The sequence below is a fragment of the Microcoleus vaginatus HSN003 genome (assembly GCF_022701255.1).
Taxonomy (GTDB): Bacteria; Cyanobacteriota; Cyanobacteriia; order Cyanobacteriales; family Microcoleaceae; genus Microcoleus; species Microcoleus vaginatus_B.
In genome coordinates this window covers 801,692-823,164 of record NZ_CP031705.1, presented here as the reverse complement: position 1 = coordinate 823,164, position 21,473 = coordinate 801,692, and the positions used below count along the sequence as shown (strand labels likewise).

General features: G+C 46.6%; 12 protein-coding genes. 3 read left to right on the top strand and 9 right to left on the bottom strand.

Features of this window, described 5'->3' with window-relative positions:
• Positions 1-182: 182 nt before the first annotated feature.
• The 7 genes from D0A37_RS03540 to D0A37_RS03510 form a co-directional block, all read right to left on the bottom strand.
• Complete coding sequence (locus D0A37_RS03540) at positions 183-4,403, bottom strand: chemotaxis protein CheB (RefSeq protein ID WP_242721126.1); 4,221 nt, start codon at positions 4,401-4,403, stop codon at positions 183-185.
• Between the two features lie 234 nt (positions 4,404-4,637).
• Positions 4,638-6,047, bottom strand: a complete 1,410-nt coding sequence (locus tag D0A37_RS03535; protein WP_242721123.1) for an adenylate/guanylate cyclase domain-containing protein — start codon at positions 6,045-6,047, stop codon at positions 4,638-4,640.
• A 572-nt stretch (positions 6,048-6,619) separates the two neighbouring features.
• Positions 6,620-7,813 carry a 30S ribosomal protein S1 gene (locus D0A37_RS03530; RefSeq protein WP_242721121.1) on the bottom strand — a complete coding sequence of 398 codons (1,194 nt, stop codon included), beginning with the start codon at positions 7,811-7,813 and terminating at the stop codon, positions 6,620-6,622.
• Positions 7,814-8,079: 266 nt separating this feature from the next.
• Positions 8,080-8,637: a transcriptional regulator NrdR gene (gene nrdR / locus D0A37_RS03525; protein WP_242725339.1), complete on the bottom strand. Its 558-nt coding sequence runs from the start codon at positions 8,635-8,637 to the stop codon at positions 8,080-8,082.
• A gap of 194 nt (positions 8,638-8,831) precedes the next feature.
• Positions 8,832-8,927, bottom strand: a complete 96-nt coding sequence (locus tag D0A37_RS03520; protein WP_083622085.1) for a photosystem II reaction center protein T — start codon at positions 8,925-8,927, stop codon at positions 8,832-8,834.
• A 143-nt stretch (positions 8,928-9,070) separates the two neighbouring features.
• Positions 9,071-10,600, bottom strand: a complete 1,530-nt coding sequence (gene psbB, locus D0A37_RS03515) for a photosystem II chlorophyll-binding protein CP47 (RefSeq protein WP_242721118.1) — start codon at positions 10,598-10,600, stop codon at positions 9,071-9,073.
• A 198-nt stretch (positions 10,601-10,798) separates the two neighbouring features.
• Positions 10,799-11,128 carry a hypothetical protein gene (locus D0A37_RS03510; RefSeq protein ID WP_242721115.1) on the bottom strand — a complete coding sequence of 110 codons (330 nt, stop codon included), beginning with the start codon at positions 11,126-11,128 and terminating at the stop codon, positions 10,799-10,801.
• Between the two features lie 154 nt (positions 11,129-11,282).
• Between D0A37_RS03510 and D0A37_RS03505 the strand changes: the two genes are divergently transcribed.
• The 3 genes from D0A37_RS03505 to mnmG all read left to right on the top strand — a co-directional run bounded on the left by D0A37_RS03505 (position 11,283) and on the right by mnmG (position 13,983).
• Positions 11,283-11,603 (top strand): type II toxin-antitoxin system RelE/ParE family toxin, encoded by a 321-nt coding sequence (locus D0A37_RS03505; RefSeq protein WP_242721112.1) that lies wholly within the window; start codon positions 11,283-11,285, stop codon positions 11,601-11,603.
• A gap of 40 nt (positions 11,604-11,643) precedes the next feature.
• Entirely contained in the window at positions 11,644-11,997 is a 354-nt protein-coding gene (locus D0A37_RS03500) for a helix-turn-helix domain-containing protein (RefSeq protein WP_242721109.1), read from the top strand.
• Positions 11,998-12,066: 69 nt separating this feature from the next.
• Positions 12,067-13,983 carry a tRNA uridine-5-carboxymethylaminomethyl(34) synthesis enzyme MnmG gene (mnmG, locus tag D0A37_RS03495; protein WP_242721106.1) on the top strand — a complete coding sequence of 639 codons (1,917 nt, stop codon included), beginning with the start codon at positions 12,067-12,069 and terminating at the stop codon, positions 13,981-13,983.
• 651 nt (positions 13,984-14,634) lie between these two features.
• On the opposite strand, the gene glgP is transcribed toward mnmG, so the two are convergent.
• Both glgP and D0A37_RS03485 read right to left on the bottom strand, forming a co-directional pair.
• Complete coding sequence (gene glgP, locus D0A37_RS03490) at positions 14,635-17,193, bottom strand: alpha-glucan family phosphorylase (RefSeq protein ID WP_242725337.1); 2,559 nt, start codon at positions 17,191-17,193, stop codon at positions 14,635-14,637.
• 652 nt (positions 17,194-17,845) lie between these two features.
• On the bottom strand, positions 17,846-21,193 hold the full coding sequence (locus D0A37_RS03485) for a sensor domain-containing protein (protein WP_242721103.1): 3,348 nt from the start codon (positions 21,191-21,193) through the stop codon (positions 17,846-17,848).
• Positions 21,194-21,473: the final 280 nt, after the last annotated feature.

Sequence of the window (21,473 nt, the reverse complement as noted above, 5' to 3'; positions counted from 1 at the left end):
GCAATTCTTAATTCCCCGCGATCGTTGTGTTCTTACAAAATCAGGATACAACATTAGACATTTCCAATAATTATTGTGGAACAGGCATCTTGCCTGTTCAAAACAGGCTTTTCTGGAGATGACTCTTGTTGTGTCCCTACAAAATTAGGACACAACATTGTTTTGTCCCTACCATCAATAAATTAAAACCGTCCTGCTAAATTGGCCACCATTAATGCTAGTTGAACGGGCTGCACGGGTTTGGAAATATGGGTTTGAAAACCCGCTTCGATCGCCCTTTCGCGTTCTTTATCGCTCGCATACGCAGTCAGCGCAACGGCTGGGATTTCTCCTCCGTCTTCCGCAGCAAGGTTTCGCACTTCTCGAATTAAGAAATACCCATCTTCCTCTGGCATTCCGATATCGGAGATTAGCACGTCATATCTGCCGGGGTTTTCCTTCATAGCAACGATCGCACTTATGGCAGATGCAACTGTCAAAACCTCAGCCCCGTAGCTTTCTAGCACAAATGCTAAGAGCTCCCGCGTATCGAGCCGATCGTCTACAACTAAAACGTGCAAGCCTTCGAGAGAGGGGACAATATCGGTAGAGACATTCAAAGGCGCAGCCAAAGCAATTGTTTTTAAATTGATCGCCGATGTCAACTCTTGAGGCAACGATCGCAACGGCAATCTCAGAGTCATTGTAGTTCCTTGTTCCTCACCGGGACTTTCGGCTTCCACCGTTCCTCCGTGCAATTCTACCAGATGACGCACGATCGACAAACCCAATCCCAGCCCTTGATTAGCCTTGCCGCTGCTGGAATCGCCTTGATGGAAACGATCAAAAATATACGGCAACAAGTCTGCCCTAATGCCTTTTCCCGTGTCGCTAACTCGAAGTTGAGCGTAATTCTCGATCGCCGACAGCGTTACTTCCACTCGTCCCCCCGCCGGAGTAAACTTAATGGCATTAGACAGAAGATTCCACACAACTTGTTGCAATCTATCAGTATCGCCTAAAACAGTTACAGAACTCAACTGCGAAACAACTTGAATATTTTTGGCATCGGCTGATAATTGAACCCCATCCAGCGCAGCTTGCACCACCAAAACCAGATCCATCAAACTGCTATGAAGAGCGAGCTTGCCGCTCGTAATCCTGGCAATATCCAGGATATCTTCGATTAATTGAGATTGCGTCCTAGCGCTGCGCTCGATCACTTCTAGAGCGCGATTAGTCGCTGCTTCCTTAAGCACGCCGGAGCGCAGGATTTGTGCCCATCCCAGGATCGGAGTCAGGGGATTGCGGAGTTCGTGGGAGAGATTCGCGAGAAATTCATCTTTAGCACGGTTAGCACTTTCTGCTTGTTGGCGGGCCAACTGTTCATGCTCCAATAACTGCGATCGTAGAATCTCCAACTGCTTGCGCTCGGTGATATCCTCGATCGACAACAGAATCATTAAAGCTTGATCTTCTTGTTGAAGTTTACAAGCATTCAGCAGCATGGTTTTGGGCCCGATCTGCTCAAACAGGTGATCCAACTCAAAGTTTTGAAGCTGAACATCACTAACCAGAATATCTTCCAAGATCCATCGCAATTGAGGGATATTCCACTGCCCGTTTCCTAGCTCAAACAGTGATAATTGCGCTGTTTCTGAGGATGAAACCTGAAACGTTTCATAGAACGATCGATTTGCTTTATTCACTCGGAAATTCGCATCAAGCGCGACTAAAGGCGTTTGCACAGTTTCCACGATGGTTTCAGCGTAATTTCGGGCTTCTTCCAAGGTTCTGGCACTGCGTTTTAGAGTATCAATATCGATCAAAACCATCACCACACCGTCAATCTGGTTTTCTGTTGTGCGGTAGGGACGAATGCGGAGATTGTACCAATATCCGGCTAAAGTTTGAACTTCTTGTTCTTGTGTCTGGAGAGTATCAATCACCTCCAACATCATCTGTTCCAAGTCAGGAACGTCAAGAGTCGATCGGATGTCGCTAAAGGGTCGTCCAATATCTGTGGGAATCAGATTAAAAATTTCCTGCGCCGTTGGCGTAAATCGTCGAATCTGTAAATCGTTTGCCAGCATTAAGACAGGGATATTGATACTAGCAAGCAAATTTGTCAAATCGTTATTGAGCTGGCTTTGTTCAAGATATCGGCTGCGAAGTTCCTCGTTAGTCGTAGTGAGTTCCTCGTTAGTGGCTTGAATCTCTTCTTTTGCCGTTTCTAGTTCTTCGTTGGTGCTTTGCAACTCTTCGTTGCTCGATAGGATTTCTTCGTTGGCAATTTTGAGGTCTTGGTTGAGATTTTCCTGATCCTGGATCAGCGATTGCAGGTGCACTTGAGCATCAGTTTTTTCTTGGTTAGCGGTGGCAAGTGCCTGCTTCAGGCACTTATTTTCAGAAGCTAAATCATCTTGCTCGCAGCTTTCAGAAGTGACGATGCGGAAATTGAGCGCTGGCGCTAAAACCTCTTCAAGTAGCAGCAAAAAATAGCGTGCTGTGAAGCTGTGCGGCTGGAACGGCATCACCTCAATATTGACCATAGTCGATCGCCCGCCCGATTCAACAACAACCCTTTCTTTCCTAACGGTCACGTTCTGCGTCTGGGCCTGATAAATTGCGGTGCGAAGCTCAACAAGCAAGCCTGGCCTTGCCATTGTCAGCAAGTTTAAGTCCGGCGTTCCGGCTGCCACTCTCAAGTAAGGATCGATGTCTCCCCGCACTTGCAGGATTTTCATCTGCTCGTTGACAAGCACACTGGCTGGGGCATAGCGATTCAAAATCAGTTGCTCAGTTTCTCGCTGCAAGTCCAAGCTATTTATCAAAGTTTCTTCATTCATTTGCTGTTGTTGAGCAGCTTTAACGACGGGATAGGAACTCGGCGTAAACGAAAAAGTGGGACGAGTCGCGGTCAACTTTTTGGCATAAATTTTATTTTTTTTATCGACTGTAGTAAACAATGATGAAAATTTTCCGGTACTCTCAGAAGTGCCTAACAGGAGAAAGCCTGTTGGGCTAAGACTGTAATGAAAAATCGGCATCACTTTTTTTTGCAATGACTCTCCCAAGTAGATCAGCACATTGCGACAGCTAACTAAATCGAGATTGGAAAAAGGCGGGTCGCTACCTAAGTCTTGTCGGGCAAATATACACAGTTCGCGGACGGCCTTGCGGATTCTATAGCCACCTCCTGCTTCGGCGCGAATAAAGAAGCGAGTACGTCGTTCTGGTGAAACGTCTACCATCTGGTTTTCTAAGTAGAAACCAGACCGGGCTTTGCCGATCGCCGCCTCGCTGATATCCGTGGCAAAAATCTGGATCGGCGGCGGGATAAGTCGATCGCCCAAAAACTCTAACAAGCAAATGGCGATCGAATAAACTTCTTCACCTGTGGAACATCCCGCCACCCAAATCCGAATGGGAGCATTTGCCGATTTATTTTGGGTAATCGTGGGGAAAACCAGCTCTTTTAACTTTTCAAAGGCTTCGCGATCGCGGAAGAAACTGGTAACGTGGATCAGGATTTCTTCATACAAAGCTTTGACTTCAGCCGAATTTTGTCTAAGGTGTTGGGCGTAATCTTCCAAGCTCTCCAGCTTGTACAATACCATCCGTCGATGGATGCGTCGAGCGATCGTGGTGGGTTTGTAGTGGCTAAAATCAACGCCTGTGGTCGATTTCAGCAGTGCAAAAATAGTTGCCAGGGCATCTCCCGGTTCGGTCGATTCTTCCACTTTTGCTAGGGAAATTGTGCAAGTTAGAAGGGGACTGTGACTATATTTTGCCAGTTCCTCGGCAATTTTTTCCGGTGGCAAAACAAAATCGACATTTCCTGTAGCAACAGCGGTATTCGGCATACTATCGAATTTTGCTGTATCTTGACATTGAGCAAAAGTCATGCCTCCGGCTGCTTTGATTGCCTTGAGCCCCAGTGAACCGTCTCCGTCTCCCCCGGATAATACTACGGCGATTGCTTTGTGGCCGCGATCGAGCGCCAATGATGTAAAAAAGGCATCTCCCGGCATATATTTGCCATAAATCTTCTCGCGAGGAGATAGTTGCAGCACGCCTTTACATACCACCATCTTGGTGTTGGGCGGAATAACGTAAACTTGATTTGGCTCTACAGCTATGCCGTCTTTTACCTCATTAACAGGCATTTGCGTCCTTCTGGCGAGAATCTCGGTCAGCAGGCTTTTGTGAGTGGGGTCTAAATGCTGAATCAGCACAAACGCCATACCAGTATCTATCGGTAAATGGCTGAGTAAGTCGGTGAAGGCTTCTAACCCTCCTGCTGAGGCGGCAATCCCAACGATGGCAAAGGGGGCCTCGGTGACGGCTGATTGGTCGCCGTCGAGGGCGGCTGGTGCGATGGATTCGGGTGTATTTTCTGGAGATAATTGAGCAGAAGTCATGATGAGAAGTCCTCGACTTCAGTTATTGAGCGGCCAACATCTCTGGTAAGGGTGCGGCTGATTAATTCAGACTATTTTTATCAAAGCCTACTTAAGTTATCGGCATTATGAAGCTCCCTTAAGAATGAGCGACAATGTTGAGGTCATTATCTGAGCGCGATCGAAAAACTCTATCTGCTGTTGGGGCGATCGCAGGAAGAGGCTGGCAATAACTACTTCTATTTGTTTACCTACTTAGCTTCTTTCTCCGACCAGTGTAGCAGACAGCGCGATTACTGATTCCGTATTAATTCTAGCAGTATAAGCGACTTGTGCGCCTTGTATTCCCTTTAAATCTTCAACTCGTTTGTGAATTTCGGACACTCCAGCAGCTTTTAATGCTGTTAAAAATGCTGGGTCATTGTAAACATCTTCGGAAAACGAAACTTCATCACTTTTAGAAAGATTTTGAAGGCGGGCGGCTTTGTTGACTGTAGAGCCAAAATAGTCGATCGAATTATTAAGATTTACCAGCAACGCCGTCCCTCGGTGAATGCCAATTCTGACTTGAATCCACTCTGCTTGTGGGCGAGTTAAGTTGTACTTCCTGAAACTAGCCACCGCATCGGTGGCTGTCATAATTGCTTGTTCGTTGCTGATAAAGGAAGCCATGACGGCATCGCCGATGGTTTTAATGACTTTACCGCCAAAATTCTCGATCGACTCAAAGAAAATTTCAAAATGATCGCGCACAATATTGTAAGCTTTAGTATCTCCCAGTGTTTCGTACATTCTGGTAGAACCGGTAATATCAGTAAACATAATAGTAATTGCCCGAATCTTGACTCGCTCTCTTTCGGATATTACTTGAGCGCCAAACAAACGCTTATAATCCGGGTGATGAAGCAGTTGCATTCCTGACAGCCGCAGGGGCAGTTGTTCTAATGTCAGTTCATCGGGCAATTCATCTGAATGCAAAATCAACCCGGACAAATTGTGATCGGTATTAGTTAATTCTATCTTAACTTGTCCCGGACGCATGGCTAGCTCTGTTTTGTCAAAATCGGGGCCGGCTAACTGCTTGAGTTGAATTTCTTGTATCTCTTCTGTTTTTTCACCTTCGACCTTTAAAATCCCTTTAGCTAAAGTGAGGGGACAGCAGTACCGATATCGACCGTTTTCTAAGGTAACAATCTCCGATTCGGTGCAGTATAAAGGCGTTACCAGTTGCAGTTTGCTCTGGAGTACGGGAGGGGGAGCGCAGACGGGCCGCAGTTGCGGATCTTCGATTTCTTTGTTCAGGGAAAAAGTCACTTCGACGCGATCGAGCAAATCAATTTTAAACTCGCGATCGCACATCGGGCACAAAGACATTTCTGATGTGTCTGCCAAATCCTTGAATTCGTCTGTAATCATGTTGCAGTGCGGGCAGTGAATATCCCAGTGCAAGTCGAAGGCGCCGGCTTTCACTCCGTGCAAAAATTCCGAAGTAATTCTTTTAATATTTTTGACTGTACCGCCTGCTAGGTAGTAAGGGTTAATCCGCAATCTCTGCAAAATGTGGGAACCGATTAACCAGTTTTCGATTTGGTCGATCGTTCCTTTGCTAGAATTAGGACGTTTTTTAAGCTGTTCTAATTTTTCTTTTAATAATTCGATGTTCATGATCCGCTTGCCTTTGAGCCTCATGGCAAGAAGTTTATAAGTATTATTTTGTGTAATGTGCTTGTCTAGTTTGTTCTTGCCTGAGAATGCTGATGAGTTCGCACTTGTGCGTATGGCCCTGATGTTTATAAATCTTAACAAATTAGCCGACTAAAGGCGATGTTTATTTAGGTATAGCTATCCGCTCCTTAGATGAATCCAAAGAGCGATGCTGCATCGGTCTACAGAAAGTGAACTACCAGACGCTGACCGATACGGCCCTACAGCGCTGGCTTCCTGATTCAACGGGGATAGTGGCTAACAAAACTTCGGTTTACCAGCCCGACTTATATCGTTTCCGGTTGCATCGGAATAATAAAATCGAGTCAACAGTTAACACTCAACCATTCAGTTTTTTGACCCCGAGTCACCAGCCAACAGTCAACACTCAACACTCAACAGTCAACAGTCAACAGCCAACAGTCAACAGTCAACAATAATCCCGATGCAGCCGGAATTGATATAATGACTAATAACTAACTCAAAAAAAAAGAGGGAATTTTCCCTCTTTTAATTACACATTAACTGCGATGTTATTCTTCCGTCGCAGGAGGGATTTCTTCCTCTACTACATCTAAAACTGCTTCCGGTGCAGCTTCTTCGGCTGCGGCTTCCGGTGCAGCTTCCGGTGCAGCTTCCGGTGCGGCTTCCGGTGCAGCTTCCGGTGCAGCTTCCTGTGCAGCTTCCGGTGCTACTTCCGGTGCTACTTCCGGTGCTACTTCCGGCAGATCCTCTTCCATTGCTGAGGGCACATCTTCGAGTTCGTCGGAGAGGTCATCATCAACATCCATGGAGTCTACAGGAATGTCTATGCCTGCTTTAGCTTGCTTTTGAGCCAGCATTTTCTCACGGAACTTAGCTGCCATTTCCTCAGCTTTTTCGTACACCAATTCGCGATTTTTGACCATCGCGCCCGGTTCCGGTTCCAATTGCTTAGTGGAGAGAGAAATCCGGCCCCTCTCGGCATCCAAGTCAATGATCATCACTTTCACTTCGTCGTTGACATTGAAGACGCTATGAGGCGTATCGATGTGATCGTGTGAAATTTCCGAGATGTGCAGCAAGCCGCTGACGCCGCCGATGTCGATAAAGGCACCGTAAGGCTTGATACCGCGTACTGTACCGATGACCACTTCCCCGACTTCGAGGCGGTTCATCTTGCGCTCAACTAAGGCGCGACGATGACTCAAAACTAGGCGGTTGCGGTCTTCGTCTACCTCTAAGAATTTTAATGGTAATTCTTCGGCGACTAATTCTTCCTTCGGTTTGCGGGTACTTATATGAGAACCGGGAATAAAGCCTCGCAACCCTTCTATTCTCACGAGTGCGCCGCCGCGGTTGGTGGCAAATACTTGCGATCGTACTGTGGCATCTTCTGCTTGCAGTTGTCGCACTCTTTCCCACGCCCGCATATACTCGATACGCCGGATGGACAGGGTTAACTGTCCGTCTTCATTTTCATCGGTTAGAATGAAAAATTCTCTGGTTTCGTTCGATTGCAATACCTCTTCAGGGCTTTCCACTCGATTGATGGACATTTCCTGAATGGGAATGTACGCTGCTGTTTTAGCACCGATATCAATCAGAGCGCCCCTGGGTTCTATACTAAAAACTGTACCCGCTACTACATCGCCCGGGCTAAAGTGATAGTCATATTTATCAAGTAGGGCTGCAAAATCTTCGTGAGTAAAGCCGATGTCTTTGACTGTGGTTTTGAGATTGACCATGCGAATAGTTTCCTAGGATTTCTCTCCTTCATGTTTTTCGTTTGTGCCGGCAGATATTCGAGATTTTGGTGAAAAAGCGGTTAACTTTTTTCCAAATCTTTTACTAAAGTCAGTTTTCGCTAACTTTTGCCAGGTGCAACTGCACACCAGCGCTTGCCATTACTGTTACTCCATACTCTGTGTTAAAACGTTTAATCTTAACATTCCGAGTCAAGTAGACCATTATAACTTACACGCATACTGGTTTAAAATTAATTTAAGCGAGCTTAGCTGGGACTAGCGCAGGATGCAGGGCTTTCTCGATCGACTGCTTCGGAATCCGGCAAATCTGCGTCAAAACTTTGCCCAGTTTCTGTATCTTCAGCTTCGTTGAGGGGATTCTGAAGGTGATTTAGGGTATCTACAAAATCTCGGATGCCTCGAAATTGCCGATATACCGAGGCAAAACGGACATAAGCGACTTCGCTGAGCGGCCGCAGGTGCAACAGCACCAGTTCCCCTATTTCTGAGCTGGCGATTTCTCGGAGCGATCGACCTTGGAGTTGCGCCTCAATTTCTTCTGCCAGAGTTTCGAGATGTCCCGAAGACAAACCAGTTTTTTCGCAGGCCCGAATCAATCCCCTGACTAATTTTGACCTGTCAAAAGATTCGCGCTTGCCGTCCCGCTTGATCACCGTAATCGGCACAAATTCTATGCGTTCGTAAGTTGTGAAGCGGTGCTGGCAGCTCAAACACTCACGTCGCCGACGGATGCTTTGACCTGATTCGGCTGAACGCGATTCTAGAACGCGGCTATTTGTGTGTTGGCAGGAGGAACAGCGCATGATTGCTGATTTTAACAGGCATTGCCAGCAAATTGCCATTCATCTAACCGCCTGGGGTCTGATGAATGGCTGGACTAGAAAAATCACTTAGCACACAGCGGTGAAATAGTCCCGCACCAAATTAGATCACTATGATGCGGGCTAACCGCAGTCCGGTTCAAGATATTTTGGACTTGCTGGAGGCGTATAGCTAATTATTTGCCAATCCGGGGAGGTTCCCGAAAGGCGATCGCAAAAAATAGTACACCTAAGGCTAAAGCCAGAATCAAAATGTAAGCAACACTTTCCATGTTAAATTTTCCCTATCTTCCCTTGCCGTATTATTTTATCTTAATTGTTGGTTTTATTATTAACTTAAAAAACCCGGTTTCTTGAAGAAACCGGGTTTTTGTGTAGCGGGGAAGTTTCCCCCCTACCCAGAGGCTGGCAAAATCTAGAGAGATTCTTCTCTTCTTGTGGTTACGTCGCCCACCTTTTGGAACAGGCCCCACTCGACTTGTTCTTCCAGGTCAGCCTCAACTCCAGCAAACACGTCGCGGAAAATAGTCCGAGAACCGTGCCAGATATGGCCGAAGAAGAATAGCAAAGCAAAGCAAACGTGTCCAAAAGTGAACCAACCGCGAGTCGAAGTGCGGAACACTCCGTCAGAATTCAAGGTTTCACGATCGAATTCAAATACTTCACCCTTTTGGGCGGCGCGAGCAAACTGCTTAACATCTAGAGGATTATTAAAGGTTTGACCGTTAAGTTCGCCACCGTAGAAGCTGACAGTAACTCCGCTTTGTTCAAAGCTGTATTTTGATTCAGCACGGCGGAAGGGGATGTCAGCACGAACGACCCCATCTTTGTCAGTCAAAAGTACTGGGAAAGTTTCAAAGAAGTTGGGGAGACGGCGAACCGACAAAACCCGACCTTCGCTGTCAGTAAATACTGGATGGCCCAGCCAAGATTTAGCAATACCATCGCCATTGACCATCGCGCCGGCCCGGAACAAACCGCCTTTAGCAGGAGAGTTGCCCACGTAGTCGTAGAAAGCCAATTTTTCAGGAATTTGTTCGTAAGCTTCTTGGAAGCTTTGGCCACCGGCCAAGCTAGCTTGAGCTCTGCGATCGATTTCTTGTAGGAAATAGCCGCTGTCCCACTGATAGCGAGTCGGGCCAAAAAGTTCGATCGGAGTCGCAGCAGAACCGTACCACATCGTACCCGCAACTACAAAGGCTGCGAAGAACACGGCAGCGATACTGCTAGAAAGTACAGTTTCGATATTCCCCATCCGCAGGGCTTTGTAAAGACGTTCCGGCGGCCGCACTGTCAAGTGGAACAAACCGGCAATTACGCCGACTACGCCCGCTGCAATGTGGTGAGCCACGATGCCGCCCGGATTATACGGGTCAAAGCCTTCAGGGCCCCAAGAAGGCGCCACTGGCTGGACGTGACCGGTCAGGCCGTAGGGGTCGGAAACCCACATTCCCGGACCAAAAAGTCCCGAAAGGTGAAATGCGCCGAAGCCGAAGCAGAGCAAACCGGAGAGGAACAGGTGAATGCCAAACATTTTTGGCAAGTCGAGGGCTGGTTCACCGGTGCGAGGGTCTCTGAAAAGTTCTAAGTCCCAAAATACCCAGTGCCAAACTGCTGCTAAGAACAGCAGACCCGAAAGGATGATGTGAGCAACGGCGACGCCTTCAAAGGACCAGAAGCCCGGATCGACGTTACCTTCGCCGGTGATGCTCCAACCGCCCCAAGAACCCGTAACTCCCAAGCGAGTCATGAAGGGCAACACGAACATCCCTTGACGCCACATTGGGTTCAGAACTGGGTCTGTGGGGTCAAAAACTGCTAGTTCATAAAGGGCCATTGAGCCGGCCCAACCTGCCACGAGGGCAGTGTGCATTAAGTGTACAGAAATCAATCGGCCTGGGTCATTTAAGACGACTGTGTGTACGCGATACCAGGGTAGTCCCATTGACTGCGGTTCTCCAAGGTGTAAGTGATGATGTCTATTTTTACGGAAAAATCAGATTCTGAATCCCCAGCAGTTACCTGCAGGGTTAAAACTCTGCCTTTTGCCGACTGCCATCTACCTTCAAAGGTGGAGGCATAAAAATGAAAGTTATTTAAAGAAGTGTATCGAGTGTTAGAACCGATTGCAATATGTTGGACATTACATTAGTTGCGGGTTGCCCATTTCGCAGCGGGCGGCGATCGTCCCGAGGCGTTCGAGGACTTGCTCGGCATCGATCAGTCTGGTGAGGGTGACGTTGCCGATATTTTTGGCGGGATCGGCGGGATCGGGAGGGACTGCTGGTTGGACTTCTACCATGAGTACGGCCTCTTCTACGCGGTAGAGCCACATTTTTTCGTTGCGATCGGAAAGACAGAGGTTGAGCTGTTGGATGTCCGGCGCCCGCCTCCAGGCGGCGTGACTCCACTCGCCGCCTACGCCCCAGACGCGCCCAACTTTCCAGCCGTCGGATAAGAAGAAGTATTTCACTTGTGTACGCTTGTTGAGATTTTTTTGTCTAACATAGCGCAAAACTGCAATTGTACGGAATTATTGAACCACGAAGGCGCGAAGGGTGCATATAAATATTGTTATTCGATCAACTATTGCCTATAATATGCTATGTAAGGCATAATTGCTCCCAATGACATGGAACATTGAGTTTCACTTTGATTTTTACTCTGAGTTTACCGAATTCCCCACTGATGTCAGATTAGAGCTTTTAGCAAAACTCACACTTTTACAAGAATTTGGTCCAAACCTCAAGCGTCCTCACGTCGATACTCTCAATGGTTCTACCTACACCAATATGAAGGAACTTAGGTTTCAGGCGGCTGGTGGAGTTTGGCGAGTCGCTTTTGCATTTGACCCCCGCCGATCTGCGATTCTGTTGGTAGCTGGGGACAAATCTGGTAGTAGTGAGAAGCGATTTTATAAGCAACTAATTAAGATAGCAGATAGTTGATTTGCCGCTCATTTGAATAAGTTAATGGAGCAAGAAACAGATGACAATTAGCCTGAAGACTATTATGGAGAATTTGCCTCCCGAACAACGAGCAATAGTCGCAAAGCGATCCGTTGAATTAATGGCTGAAGAAATGACCTTGCAAGACTTACGAAAAGCAAGGAAATTTACTCAGATTCGCATGGCAGAATTATTAAATATGCGTCAAGAAAATGTCTCGCGACTCGAACGCCGTGCGGATTTGTTGGTATCTACTTTGCAAAGTTATATCGCGGCAATGGGTGGGGAGTTGTCATTTGTCGTAGAATTCAAAGATCGACCCCCCGTAAAAATTACTGGATTAACATCGATGTTTGAAGAAAGCAGCTACACTAATGGAGAGGAAGAGTTTTAATTGACGAAACTAAAACCTAATTTTGCCAGATGTCTATTATTCAATCTAAAATCTAAAATCTAAAATCGAATGACTGCACAAACCTCAGTACAATTCCAAGACAGTTTCGACATCATCGTAGTTGGTGGCGGACACTCCGGTTGCGAAGCCGCCCTCGCCACTTCTCGCCTCGGCTGTCGCACTCTTCTCCTCACCCTCAACCTCGACAAAATTGCGTGGCAACCTTGCAATCCGGCTGTCGGCGGCCCGGCTAAAACCCAACTTACTAACGAAGTTGATGCGTTAGGCGGGGAAATTGGCAAAATGGCCGATCGCACCTACTTACAAAAGCGCATCCTCAACTCTTCAAGAGGCCCCGCAGTGTGGGCCCTGCGAGCACAAACTGACAAGCGGGAATACGCCGCTGTAATGAATAATATTGTCGAAAATCAAGAGAATTTAACCATCCGCGAAGCGATGGTAACAGACTTAGTTTTGGGCAAAAACGAAGAAGTTATCGGCGTCGAAACTTACTTCGGCGTCGCTTTTGAATGCAAAGCAGTAATTCTCACCACAGGTACTTTTTTAGGTGGCACAATTTGGGTAGGCAATAAGTCGATGCCCGCCGGACGCGCCGGAGAATTTGCCGCCGTTGGCTTGACGGAAACTCTCAATCGTTTGGGCTTTGAAACTGGCAGGTTAAAAACAGGAACTCCGGCAAGAGTTGACAAGCGTACTCTGGATTATACCAACCTAGAACCGCAGCCGGGAGATGCAGAGGTTCGCTGGTTTAGTTTCGATCCAGAAGTTTGGATCGAACGGGAACAAATGCCTTGTTATTTAACTCGAACTACGCCCGAAACTCACCAGTTAATTAGAGATAACTTGCACCTTTCTCCAGTCTACGGCGGCTGGGTTGATGCGAAGGGGCCGCGCTATTGTCCGAGTATTGAAGATAAAATTGTGCGGTTTGCGGATAAGGAAAGTCACCAGATTTTTATTGAACCGGAAGGTAGAGATATTCCTGAACTTTATATCCAAGGTTTTTCGACTGGTTTACCGGAAACTTTGCAATTGCAAATGTTGCGGACTCTTCCTGGTTTGGAAAAGTGCGAGATGATGCGTCCAGCTTATGCTGTGGAGTATGATTATTTGCCGGCTACTCAGTGCTTTCCCACGCTGATGACTAAGAAGATCGAAGGGCTATTTTGCGCGGGTCAGGTGAACGGTACAACTGGATATGAGGAGGCGGCTGCACAGGGGATTGTAGCGGGGATTAATGCAGCTCGGTTTGCGAAAAATCAGGAGATGATTGTGTTTCCTCGCGAGCAAAGTTATATAGGGACTTTGATCGATGATTTGTGTACGAAGGATTTGCGGGAACCTTACCGGATGTTGACTTCGCGATCGGAATATCGGCTATTATTGCGATCGGACAATGCTGACCAACGCTTGACGCCGCTGGGACGGGAAATTGGTTTGATTGACGATCGCCGGTGGGAGTTGTTCGATCGCAAACAAGCTAATATTGTGGCAGAGAAGGAACGCTTGTACTCGACGCGGGTGAAAGAGCACGAGGAAGTTGGCAAGGCAATTTTTGCTGGCACTCAACAAGCGATTAAAGGTTCGATTACTCTGGCTGATTTGTTGCGTCGTCCGGGTTTTCATTATGTCGATTTGGAACGCTACAATTTAGGCAATTCTAGTCTGAAGTTGGCTGAGAAAGATGGTGCGGAAATTGATATCAAATATTCTGGCTATCTGCAAAAACAGCAAAATCAAATTGATGAAATTGTCAGACATGAACGCCGACAATTGCCTGCGGATTTGGATTACATGGCAATTACAACTCTCTCCAAAGAATCGCGGGAAAAGTTGACTAAAGTGCAGCCACTGACTATTGGCCAAGCGGCCAGAATTGGTGGGGTGAATCCGGCGGATGTTAATGCTTTGTTGATTTTTCTGGAAGTGCGAAACCGTCAGCAACCAGCGGGTGTAGGTAAATAAGCTAAACTAGAGGTGTCTCAAGGCTTCCTTCAATTTTATGAAATCGCAGTGTGAAAAAGTGTGACTCTTGTGGAACCACTATTTTGTTGGGCGGCTTTCATATTAATGGAGATAGATTCTGGGCTTGGCTGAGTCACGGTATGAATAAACTTTTCTCGGAATTTACAAACCTCACCAGACTGGGCTTATAAAAATTCCGAAATCTGGAATTGACACCTCTGATTCAGCAACGCCACAAACAATAAAAATTGGCAGAATGTCAACTAGAATTGATGAAACTCTGCCAGTCTATTGTAGATATTTATCAATCCTCGAACCCACTCTAAATTTCGCAAATATTCCCCATAAGAATCAGCGTTCATCAGTGGTTCAAACCTCCCCGAAATTCCCACCAGTTTTGCCCCCCTCAAAGCCTTAGAAGACCAGCGAGATGCCTTGCTATACGCTTATATACGCGCTCACTGGTGGTATTGGGAATACAGAGGAGTTTGGTATTGGGCGATCATTGCACAGCCGGCTACATAGTCATTCCCCAACTTCGATAACAAGAGTGGGAGAGTCGGAGAGAGGGAGAATAGGAAAATCTTCCTTTATTCTCCTGACTACTAACTACTGACTACTGACTACTGACTACTGACTACTGACTACTGACTAATGTGCCCAGAGAATCACGCCAGCTTCATAAGGACTGCTGAGATTATCGTGCTTCGGTAAAACCCGCAACGACAAACCTTGCAAACCACTAGAAGTATAAGTAATGTCAGCCGTATAAAGGCTAGCATTCTGAGCATCTTCTCCCAAATACTCCATCACCACCGGCACGCCGCCGACAATATCTCCGTTAGCATCAACCGAACCTTGATAAAGTTCGACTTGCACGTCTGCAGGCGTCAATCCCCTCAGATTAATCCGAGATTTAACAGAGATCGACTGATTGACCTTAACTTCCTTATCCTGGGAAATATCAACAGCCTCAATCTTAATATCGTGCCACTTCCCGAGAACGTGCTTCTTCCAGTGAGACAACTCCTTGGCCGGAGCGCAATTATCCGAAGTCATAGTGAAGAATCGATCGCTCACCGGGAAATAAGCCCGCCGCGCGTAATCCTTCACCATCCGAGCAGTATTGAAGAAAGGACAGTTCAAGCGAATCGAATCCTTCATTTTCGCCGTCCAACCGCGGGGAATTCCATCAGCATCCCGGTTGTAAAACAGCGGTACAACTTCTTTTTCCATCAAGTCATACAAAGCATTCGCCTCGACTTCATCCTGATACTTAGTATCTTCGTAAAATTCCCCATGTCCGATCGGCCAACCGGTACGAACATAATCAGCCTCATCCCACCATCCGTCAAGAATGCTCAGATTCGGCAAACCATTCATCGAAGCTTTCATCCCGGAAGTACCCGAAGCCTCACGCGGGCGGCGTGGCGTATTCAGCCACACATCGCAGCCAGACACCATCATCCGAGCAACGTTAATGTCGTAGTTCGGTAAAAACACCATCGAGCTCATCGTCTCGTGTTCGCGGATGAAGTGAACGATATCCCGAATCAATTCCTTACCCGGAATATCCATCGGGTGAGCCTTCCCAGCAATCACAAACTGCACCGGGCGATTTTGATCGCGCATGATCCGCATGATTCGATCCACATCGCGCAAAAACAGCGTCGCCCGCTTGTAAGTAGCAAAGCGGCGGGCAAACCCGATCGTCAGCACCTTCGGATCGAGAGCCTCCCGCGCGTGTTCGATTTCCGTTTGGGCCGCACCGCGCTCGCGCAAAGTCTTTTGCAACCACTCCCGTGCAAACACCACCAACTCCGAGCGACAGCGTTCGTGATTGCGCCATAGTTCCTCATCAGGAATCGACGACATCCTGTCCCAGAGACGATCGTCCTTGCGAGTCATTTCCCAATCCGGGCCGAGGTAGCGATCGTATAACTCCTGAGTAGACTTCGCCACACAACTGCGAGCGTGCACCCCGTTGGTAATCGAAGTAATCGGTACTTCTTCCTGCGGTAAACCCGGCCACAAACCCTGAAACATCGGGCGCGACACCACACCATGCAAAGCCGCCACCCCGTTGACAAAACTCGACATTTTAATTGCCAAAATTGCCATATTCAGAGGTGCGGACAAATCGCCAGTATTCTCCCGGCCCAATCCCAAAAACTCATTTTGCGACAAGCCAAACATCTTGGGATACTGACCCAGATAGTGCATCACCATATCCGGCTCGAACAAGTCAAACCCAGCAGGCACCGGCGTGTGAGTCGTAAACATACTGCTCGAAACCACCACCTGTTCGGCTTCTACGAAACTCAGGTGATATTCCTCCATCAGCATCCGAATGCGTTCCAAAGCCATGAAAGCCGCGTGGCCTTCATTCATGTGATAAGCCGTAACTGTCAGCCCCAATGCCTTGAGCATTTTCACGCCGCCGATGCCCAGCATGATTTCTTGGTGCATCCGCAGAGTTTTATCACCGCCATACAGTTGGTCGGTAATATCTTGGTCGTAGGCACTGTTAGGTGCAATATTTGTATCCATCAGGTACAAAGGAACCGTTCCCACTTGTACCCGCCAAATCCGGGCATACACCTTGCGGCCGGGATAGTCTACCTCAATCCGCAATTCCGAACCGTCGGGATTGCGTTCTGGGTGCAGCGGCATATTGTAGAAATCGTTGAGCGGATAGCGTTCTTGCTGCCAGCCGTCGGCGTTGAGATACTGCGAAAAATAACCTTCTTGGTATAGCAAGCCGACACCGACTAAGGGCAAGCCCAAATCGCTAGCTGATTTGAGGTGGTCGCCTGCGAGCACGCCCAAACCGCCGGAATAGATCGGTAGGGCTTTAACTAAGCCGAATTCCATCGAAAAGTAAGCGTAGCATTCTTGCTGCTCGGTACCGCGCTGTTTGCGGTACCAGGCGCGATTTTTGAGATAATCGTCTAACTGCTGGGCTGCTCGGTTCATTTGGGCAATGAAGCCTTCGTCTTCTGCCATTTCTTGCAGTCGCTCTTGAGATATGGTTCCGAGCATCAGCACCGGGTTTTGGTTGCTGGAGTCCCACAAATCTCGATCGAGGCGGCGGAAGAGGTCTTTGGTATCGACGTTCCAGTCCCAGTGCAAGTTGTAGGCAAGCTTGCGTAGGGGTTCGAGAATTGTCGGTAGCGAGGGGGAAACGTTAAATGTGCGAATTGGCTGCATAGACAAAGCCTTTATGTTGGGGTAGCGATATTTTCCTCTGTCTTTAGGTACAAGTCCGTTATTCTGCACACTATTTTAAGTTTTAACAAGGGCGGGCGATCGCGATCGACCATCATTAAGCACACGAAGCCGTGCCGTGTCCCTACCCCAGCTAAGCTTTTAACTGCGGTGGCGGGAGCAAGGACTTGATGCCTCGGAGCTGACCATCCCTCAAGTTAATAGCGCTGTGTCACGCTTTGGGCAAGCATCTTAACGAATTGTCGGACAACTTAGGCTCGCCACAGCGCTCTAGCAGTGATGATGTTGGGGGTGTAGCGGAGGAAAATAAGTCGCGAGACTAAGATTCGCAATCAAGAACTATAGCAATCCTTGCAGGAGTCGTAAATTTTTTACCCCACCCGAACCCGCGGCTAGGAAGTAAGAAATTCACAAATTATTTAGGGTTGCTATATAACTTTCGCGTACACAGGAAGCACCTGAGACTTATTAGTTGGTGAGGCGCGCAGATTCACTATTTTTACCCATAGATAAATCGTGAACCGCACCTCACGAACTTACAATTGAGTGATGATCGCTCAGGAATGACTAATGACTAAGGACTAATGACTAATGACTAAGGACTAATGACTAAGGACTAATGACTAATGACTAATTAAGCAATTTGCACTTTCCTCAACATAGAATTTACCAAAAGTTGGGTAGCATCACCAGCCGAGAGGGCAGGGCTGAAATAATAACCCTGAATTTCTTGACAGTGGAGTTCGCGCAAACACTCCAACTGCTCTTTAGTTTCTACTCCTTCGGCTACAACACTCAAGTTCAAATCTCGCCCCAGCGTCGCTACAGCCTTGGCGATCGCCCGTTCGCAGGGATCAGTAGTCAATCCGCTGACAAACGACTTGTCTATTTTTAAGATATTCAAGGGAAACTTTTTGAGATAATTTAGAGAACAATAACCCGTGCCGAAATCGTCCAGCGCAATTTGCACTCCCATATTCTGCAACTCCCTGAGAACTTTTGTGGTATAATCCACATCTTGCATGGCTGTAGTCTCGGTAATTTCTAACTCTAAATACTTGGGTGCTAAACCGCTTTTTTCCAAGCAGTTCGCTACCATCTCTAATAAATTAAATTGCTGGAACTGCCGAGCCGAAACGTTGACTGCTACCCGCAAATCTGGCTGCAAAGCATCCTGCCAAGCTTTATTTTGAGTGCAGGCTGTTTGCAGCACCCATTCCCCAATAGCTACAATTAGTCCGTTCTCTTCGGCGATCGGAATAAAGGTAGCGGGAGTAACTAAACCTAATTGTGGATGTTGCCAGCGCAGCAGGGCTTCCATGCCCTGAATTTTCCAAGTAGTGATGTTGACTTTGGGCTGGTAGAAAACCTCAAATTCTCCCTGTTCTAAAGCCTCGTGCAGCCTGTGTTCTAGAGTTAGTAACTGGCTGCCTTGGGGATTAATTGTTGAAGTATATAACTGATAGTTATTTCTTCCCATTTCTTTAGCGCGGTACAAGGCAGCATCGGCATTTTTGACTAAAGTTTCGGCATCTTCACCATCATCTGGATAAAGAGCAATGCCGATGCTGCTGCTAACATGAAACGGTTGTCCTTTTAGTTTAAATGCTGGCTTTAAACTGTTGAGTATTCTTTGAGCTGTTTTAACTGCATCTTCTAAGCAATTGATATCGGGAAGCAGTATGGTAAATTCGTCGCCTCCCCAGCGGGCAACCGTGTCAGTCGATCGCAAAGTGTCGCTGATGCGTCCGGCAAAACCTTCTAACAGGCGATCGCCCGCAGCGTGACCTAGTGTATCATTAATCTTTTTGAACCTGTCTAAGTCTAAAAACATCACAGCTAGCATTTTTTGGGTTTGTTTAGCTTGTTTTAAGGAAGCCAGCAGCCGCTCGTTAAAAAGTATCCGGTTCGGTAAACCAGTGAGTTGGTCATAAACAGCTTGATAGCGAATAATTTCTTCAGCTTGCTTGCGCTGAGTGATGTCCATCATCGTACCGATCGCCCTTACTGCTTTGCCACTTTCATTGCGGATGATGTAACCGCGATCGAGCACAAAAACATATCCTCCGTCTGCACGGTGAAAGCTGTATTCTTCCGACCAACATTGAGCCTCTGAGTTCATTGTTTCGGTGAAGCTTAACATCACTCTTTCCCGTTCTTCTGGATGAATATTTAGCCACCAAGATTCTAATTCAATCGTCTGAGTGTCGTTGAGTTTGTATCCAAAAACTTTTTCAAACTCTTTACTCAACCAATACTCATTTTTTAATAAATCAAAATCCCATACGGCATCATTTGTCGCCCTCGTCAGCAGGTGAAAACGTTCTTCGCTTTTGCGTAGTTTTTCTTCGGATTGCACCCGTTCCGTTACATCCCGAAAGCTGAATACTCGACCCGTAATTTTGCCTCCCGTGCGCTGGGGCAACGAGTAGCGCTCGAAGATTCTGCCATCTGTCAACTCGATGATATCGTAACTTTCTGCTGCGGGGCGATCGGACAATTCTTTAGCACGGTTGAGAAATATTTCCGGGTATTTTAACTGGTTGATTCCGAACTCCCAAATTTGCTTGTTATCTCTCGAATCGAGCAGGAAGTCCGGCAACTGCCACATTTCGGCAAACTTGCGGTTAAAGGTGAGAACTTTTCCTACACTATCAACCGCCAGAAGGCCGTCAGCAGTAGATTCAATGGTTGCTTGAAGCAGCGAAAGAGAGGTTTCTAGTTCTAACTCTGCTAATTTGCGATCGCTGATGTCAAACGCTGTGATTAATATTGAGGCTTTTTTTTCAAATTTTATAATATCTACAGTTGCTTCCATCCAGCGCTTTTCTCCGCTTTTCGTGAGAATTATTAGTTCATATTTTGAGCCTGCACTTGAGCGCGAGTGGCTGGACTTACCCCATTTCTTAACTATTTCTAGAAAATCTCGATGAATTAAGTCGTATAAATCCAATGCTAGTAATTCTTCGCGAGTATATCCTGTCAGAGCTTCTGTCTGAGCATTAACATAGCGGAACTGTCGGCGGTGATAGATAAATGCCACAGCATTAACAGTTTCTATCAGTTGCCGAAACTTTTTTTCACTGCGGCGCAAATTTCTTTCAGCCCGCTTGCTATCAGTAATATCTTGTGCTATATATAATTTGCCGGTGATCTTGCCTTGACCGTCGCGAATAATTGAAATAGAAAGCAGTACAATTATTTTTTTCCCCTGTTTAGAAAGGTAGACTTTTTCGACGTTGCGGAAAGAACCTTCGGCTGTTAAACTGGCTAAGTCTAACTCAGTTGCAGGTGATTCAGTTTTCTTAAAAAGTCCGGCTATTGGTTTGCCTAACAACTCTTTTTTAGAGTATCCCAAAAGTTGACAGGTAGCTTGGTTTAACGACAGGATATGACCGCCCGGGGTGGTCGCAATTATTGAGACGTTCATTTCCTCGCAAATATCGAGGGCATATTCGGCAGTTTGCTGCAAATCTTGGGTCATTTGGGCAATAGTATCCCAGATATCCTGTTCTTTTTTTTGGTACAACACTTTTTTTCCTTGTGGTAACTTGTTCTTCCCGGTTTCAGACTTCGCTTGGATTAACCCCATCATCTTAGATAAGCTATTTACTGTTTTCCCCCTGATTACTAATGAGATTACTACAGAAATAAAAACCAGAGAATAACCGATTATGGTTAACCTAAGAGTAGGTTCTTTTTTAGGAGTCTCCTGATATTGTAGATAATTGTAAATAAGTAATTTTACGGACTCAATTGGGGATAATTTATCCACAAATAATGCGGCGCTTACAGAAGGAAGGGGGCGAGATGCCGATCGCAAATAGCTCTGTTTCTGAGACTGCATCAAAATCCCTTCAACAGGGCGAGGGCCATGCCCATCTCCTAGACTTGTCGGTAAGATTTTTGGATTTATGCCAGATTCCGCAGCAAAAATAGCAACCGCAAAATATCCTAACATTAATTGAAAAAATATTTTCATTTGCTCTTATTCCTAATTTTAAATAAATCAGTTGCTGGCAATCATAAATGTTAAAAACTTTAGCAGAACTTGCTCTGCCATAGGAAAACCCAGCCAACCGTAATTTATGTGGACTTGTAAATTAAATTTTACACATCTAATAACTTAGCTTTATAACTAATTACAATTTTAATCTTAATTTAAAATGTGTCATCAGCCATTGTGCCACAAATTATCAGCCATTCTGCCTAGACACCGGGTGGGAGCGCGCTAAAATTAGATAATTCCCGCAAGGAGGCGA

Bases quoted from the DNA above. Each gene is read 5' to 3' on its own strand.
- D0A37_RS03530 (WP_242721121.1), bottom strand. From the start codon at position 7,813: ATGGTCAATCTCAAAACCACAGTCAAAGACATCGGCTTTACTCACGAA.
- D0A37_RS03540 (WP_242721126.1), bottom strand. From the start codon at position 4,403: ATGACTTCTGCTCAATTATCTCCAGAAAATACACCCGAATCCATCGCA.
- D0A37_RS03535 (WP_242721123.1), bottom strand. From the start codon at position 6,047: ATGAACATCGAATTATTAAAAGAAAAATTAGAACAGCTTAAAAAACGT.
- D0A37_RS03505 (WP_242721112.1), top strand. From the start codon at position 11,283: ATGACATGGAACATTGAGTTTCACTTTGATTTTTACTCTGAGTTTACC.
- D0A37_RS03485 (WP_242721103.1), bottom strand. From the start codon at position 21,193: ATGAAAATATTTTTTCAATTAATGTTAGGATATTTTGCGGTTGCTATT.
- nrdR (WP_242725339.1), bottom strand. From the start codon at position 8,637: ATGCGCTGTTCCTCCTGCCAACACACAAATAGCCGCGTTCTAGAATCG.
- D0A37_RS03500 (WP_242721109.1), top strand. From the start codon at position 11,644: ATGACAATTAGCCTGAAGACTATTATGGAGAATTTGCCTCCCGAACAA.
- glgP (WP_242725337.1), bottom strand. From the start codon at position 17,193: ATGCAGCCAATTCGCACATTTAACGTTTCCCCCTCGCTACCGACAATT.
- mnmG (WP_242721106.1), top strand. From the start codon at position 12,067: ATGACTGCACAAACCTCAGTACAATTCCAAGACAGTTTCGACATCATC.
- D0A37_RS03520 (WP_083622085.1), bottom strand. From the start codon at position 8,927: ATGGAAAGTGTTGCTTACATTTTGATTCTGGCTTTAGCCTTAGGTGTA.
- psbB (WP_242721118.1), bottom strand. From the start codon at position 10,600: ATGGGACTACCCTGGTATCGCGTACACACAGTCGTCTTAAATGACCCA.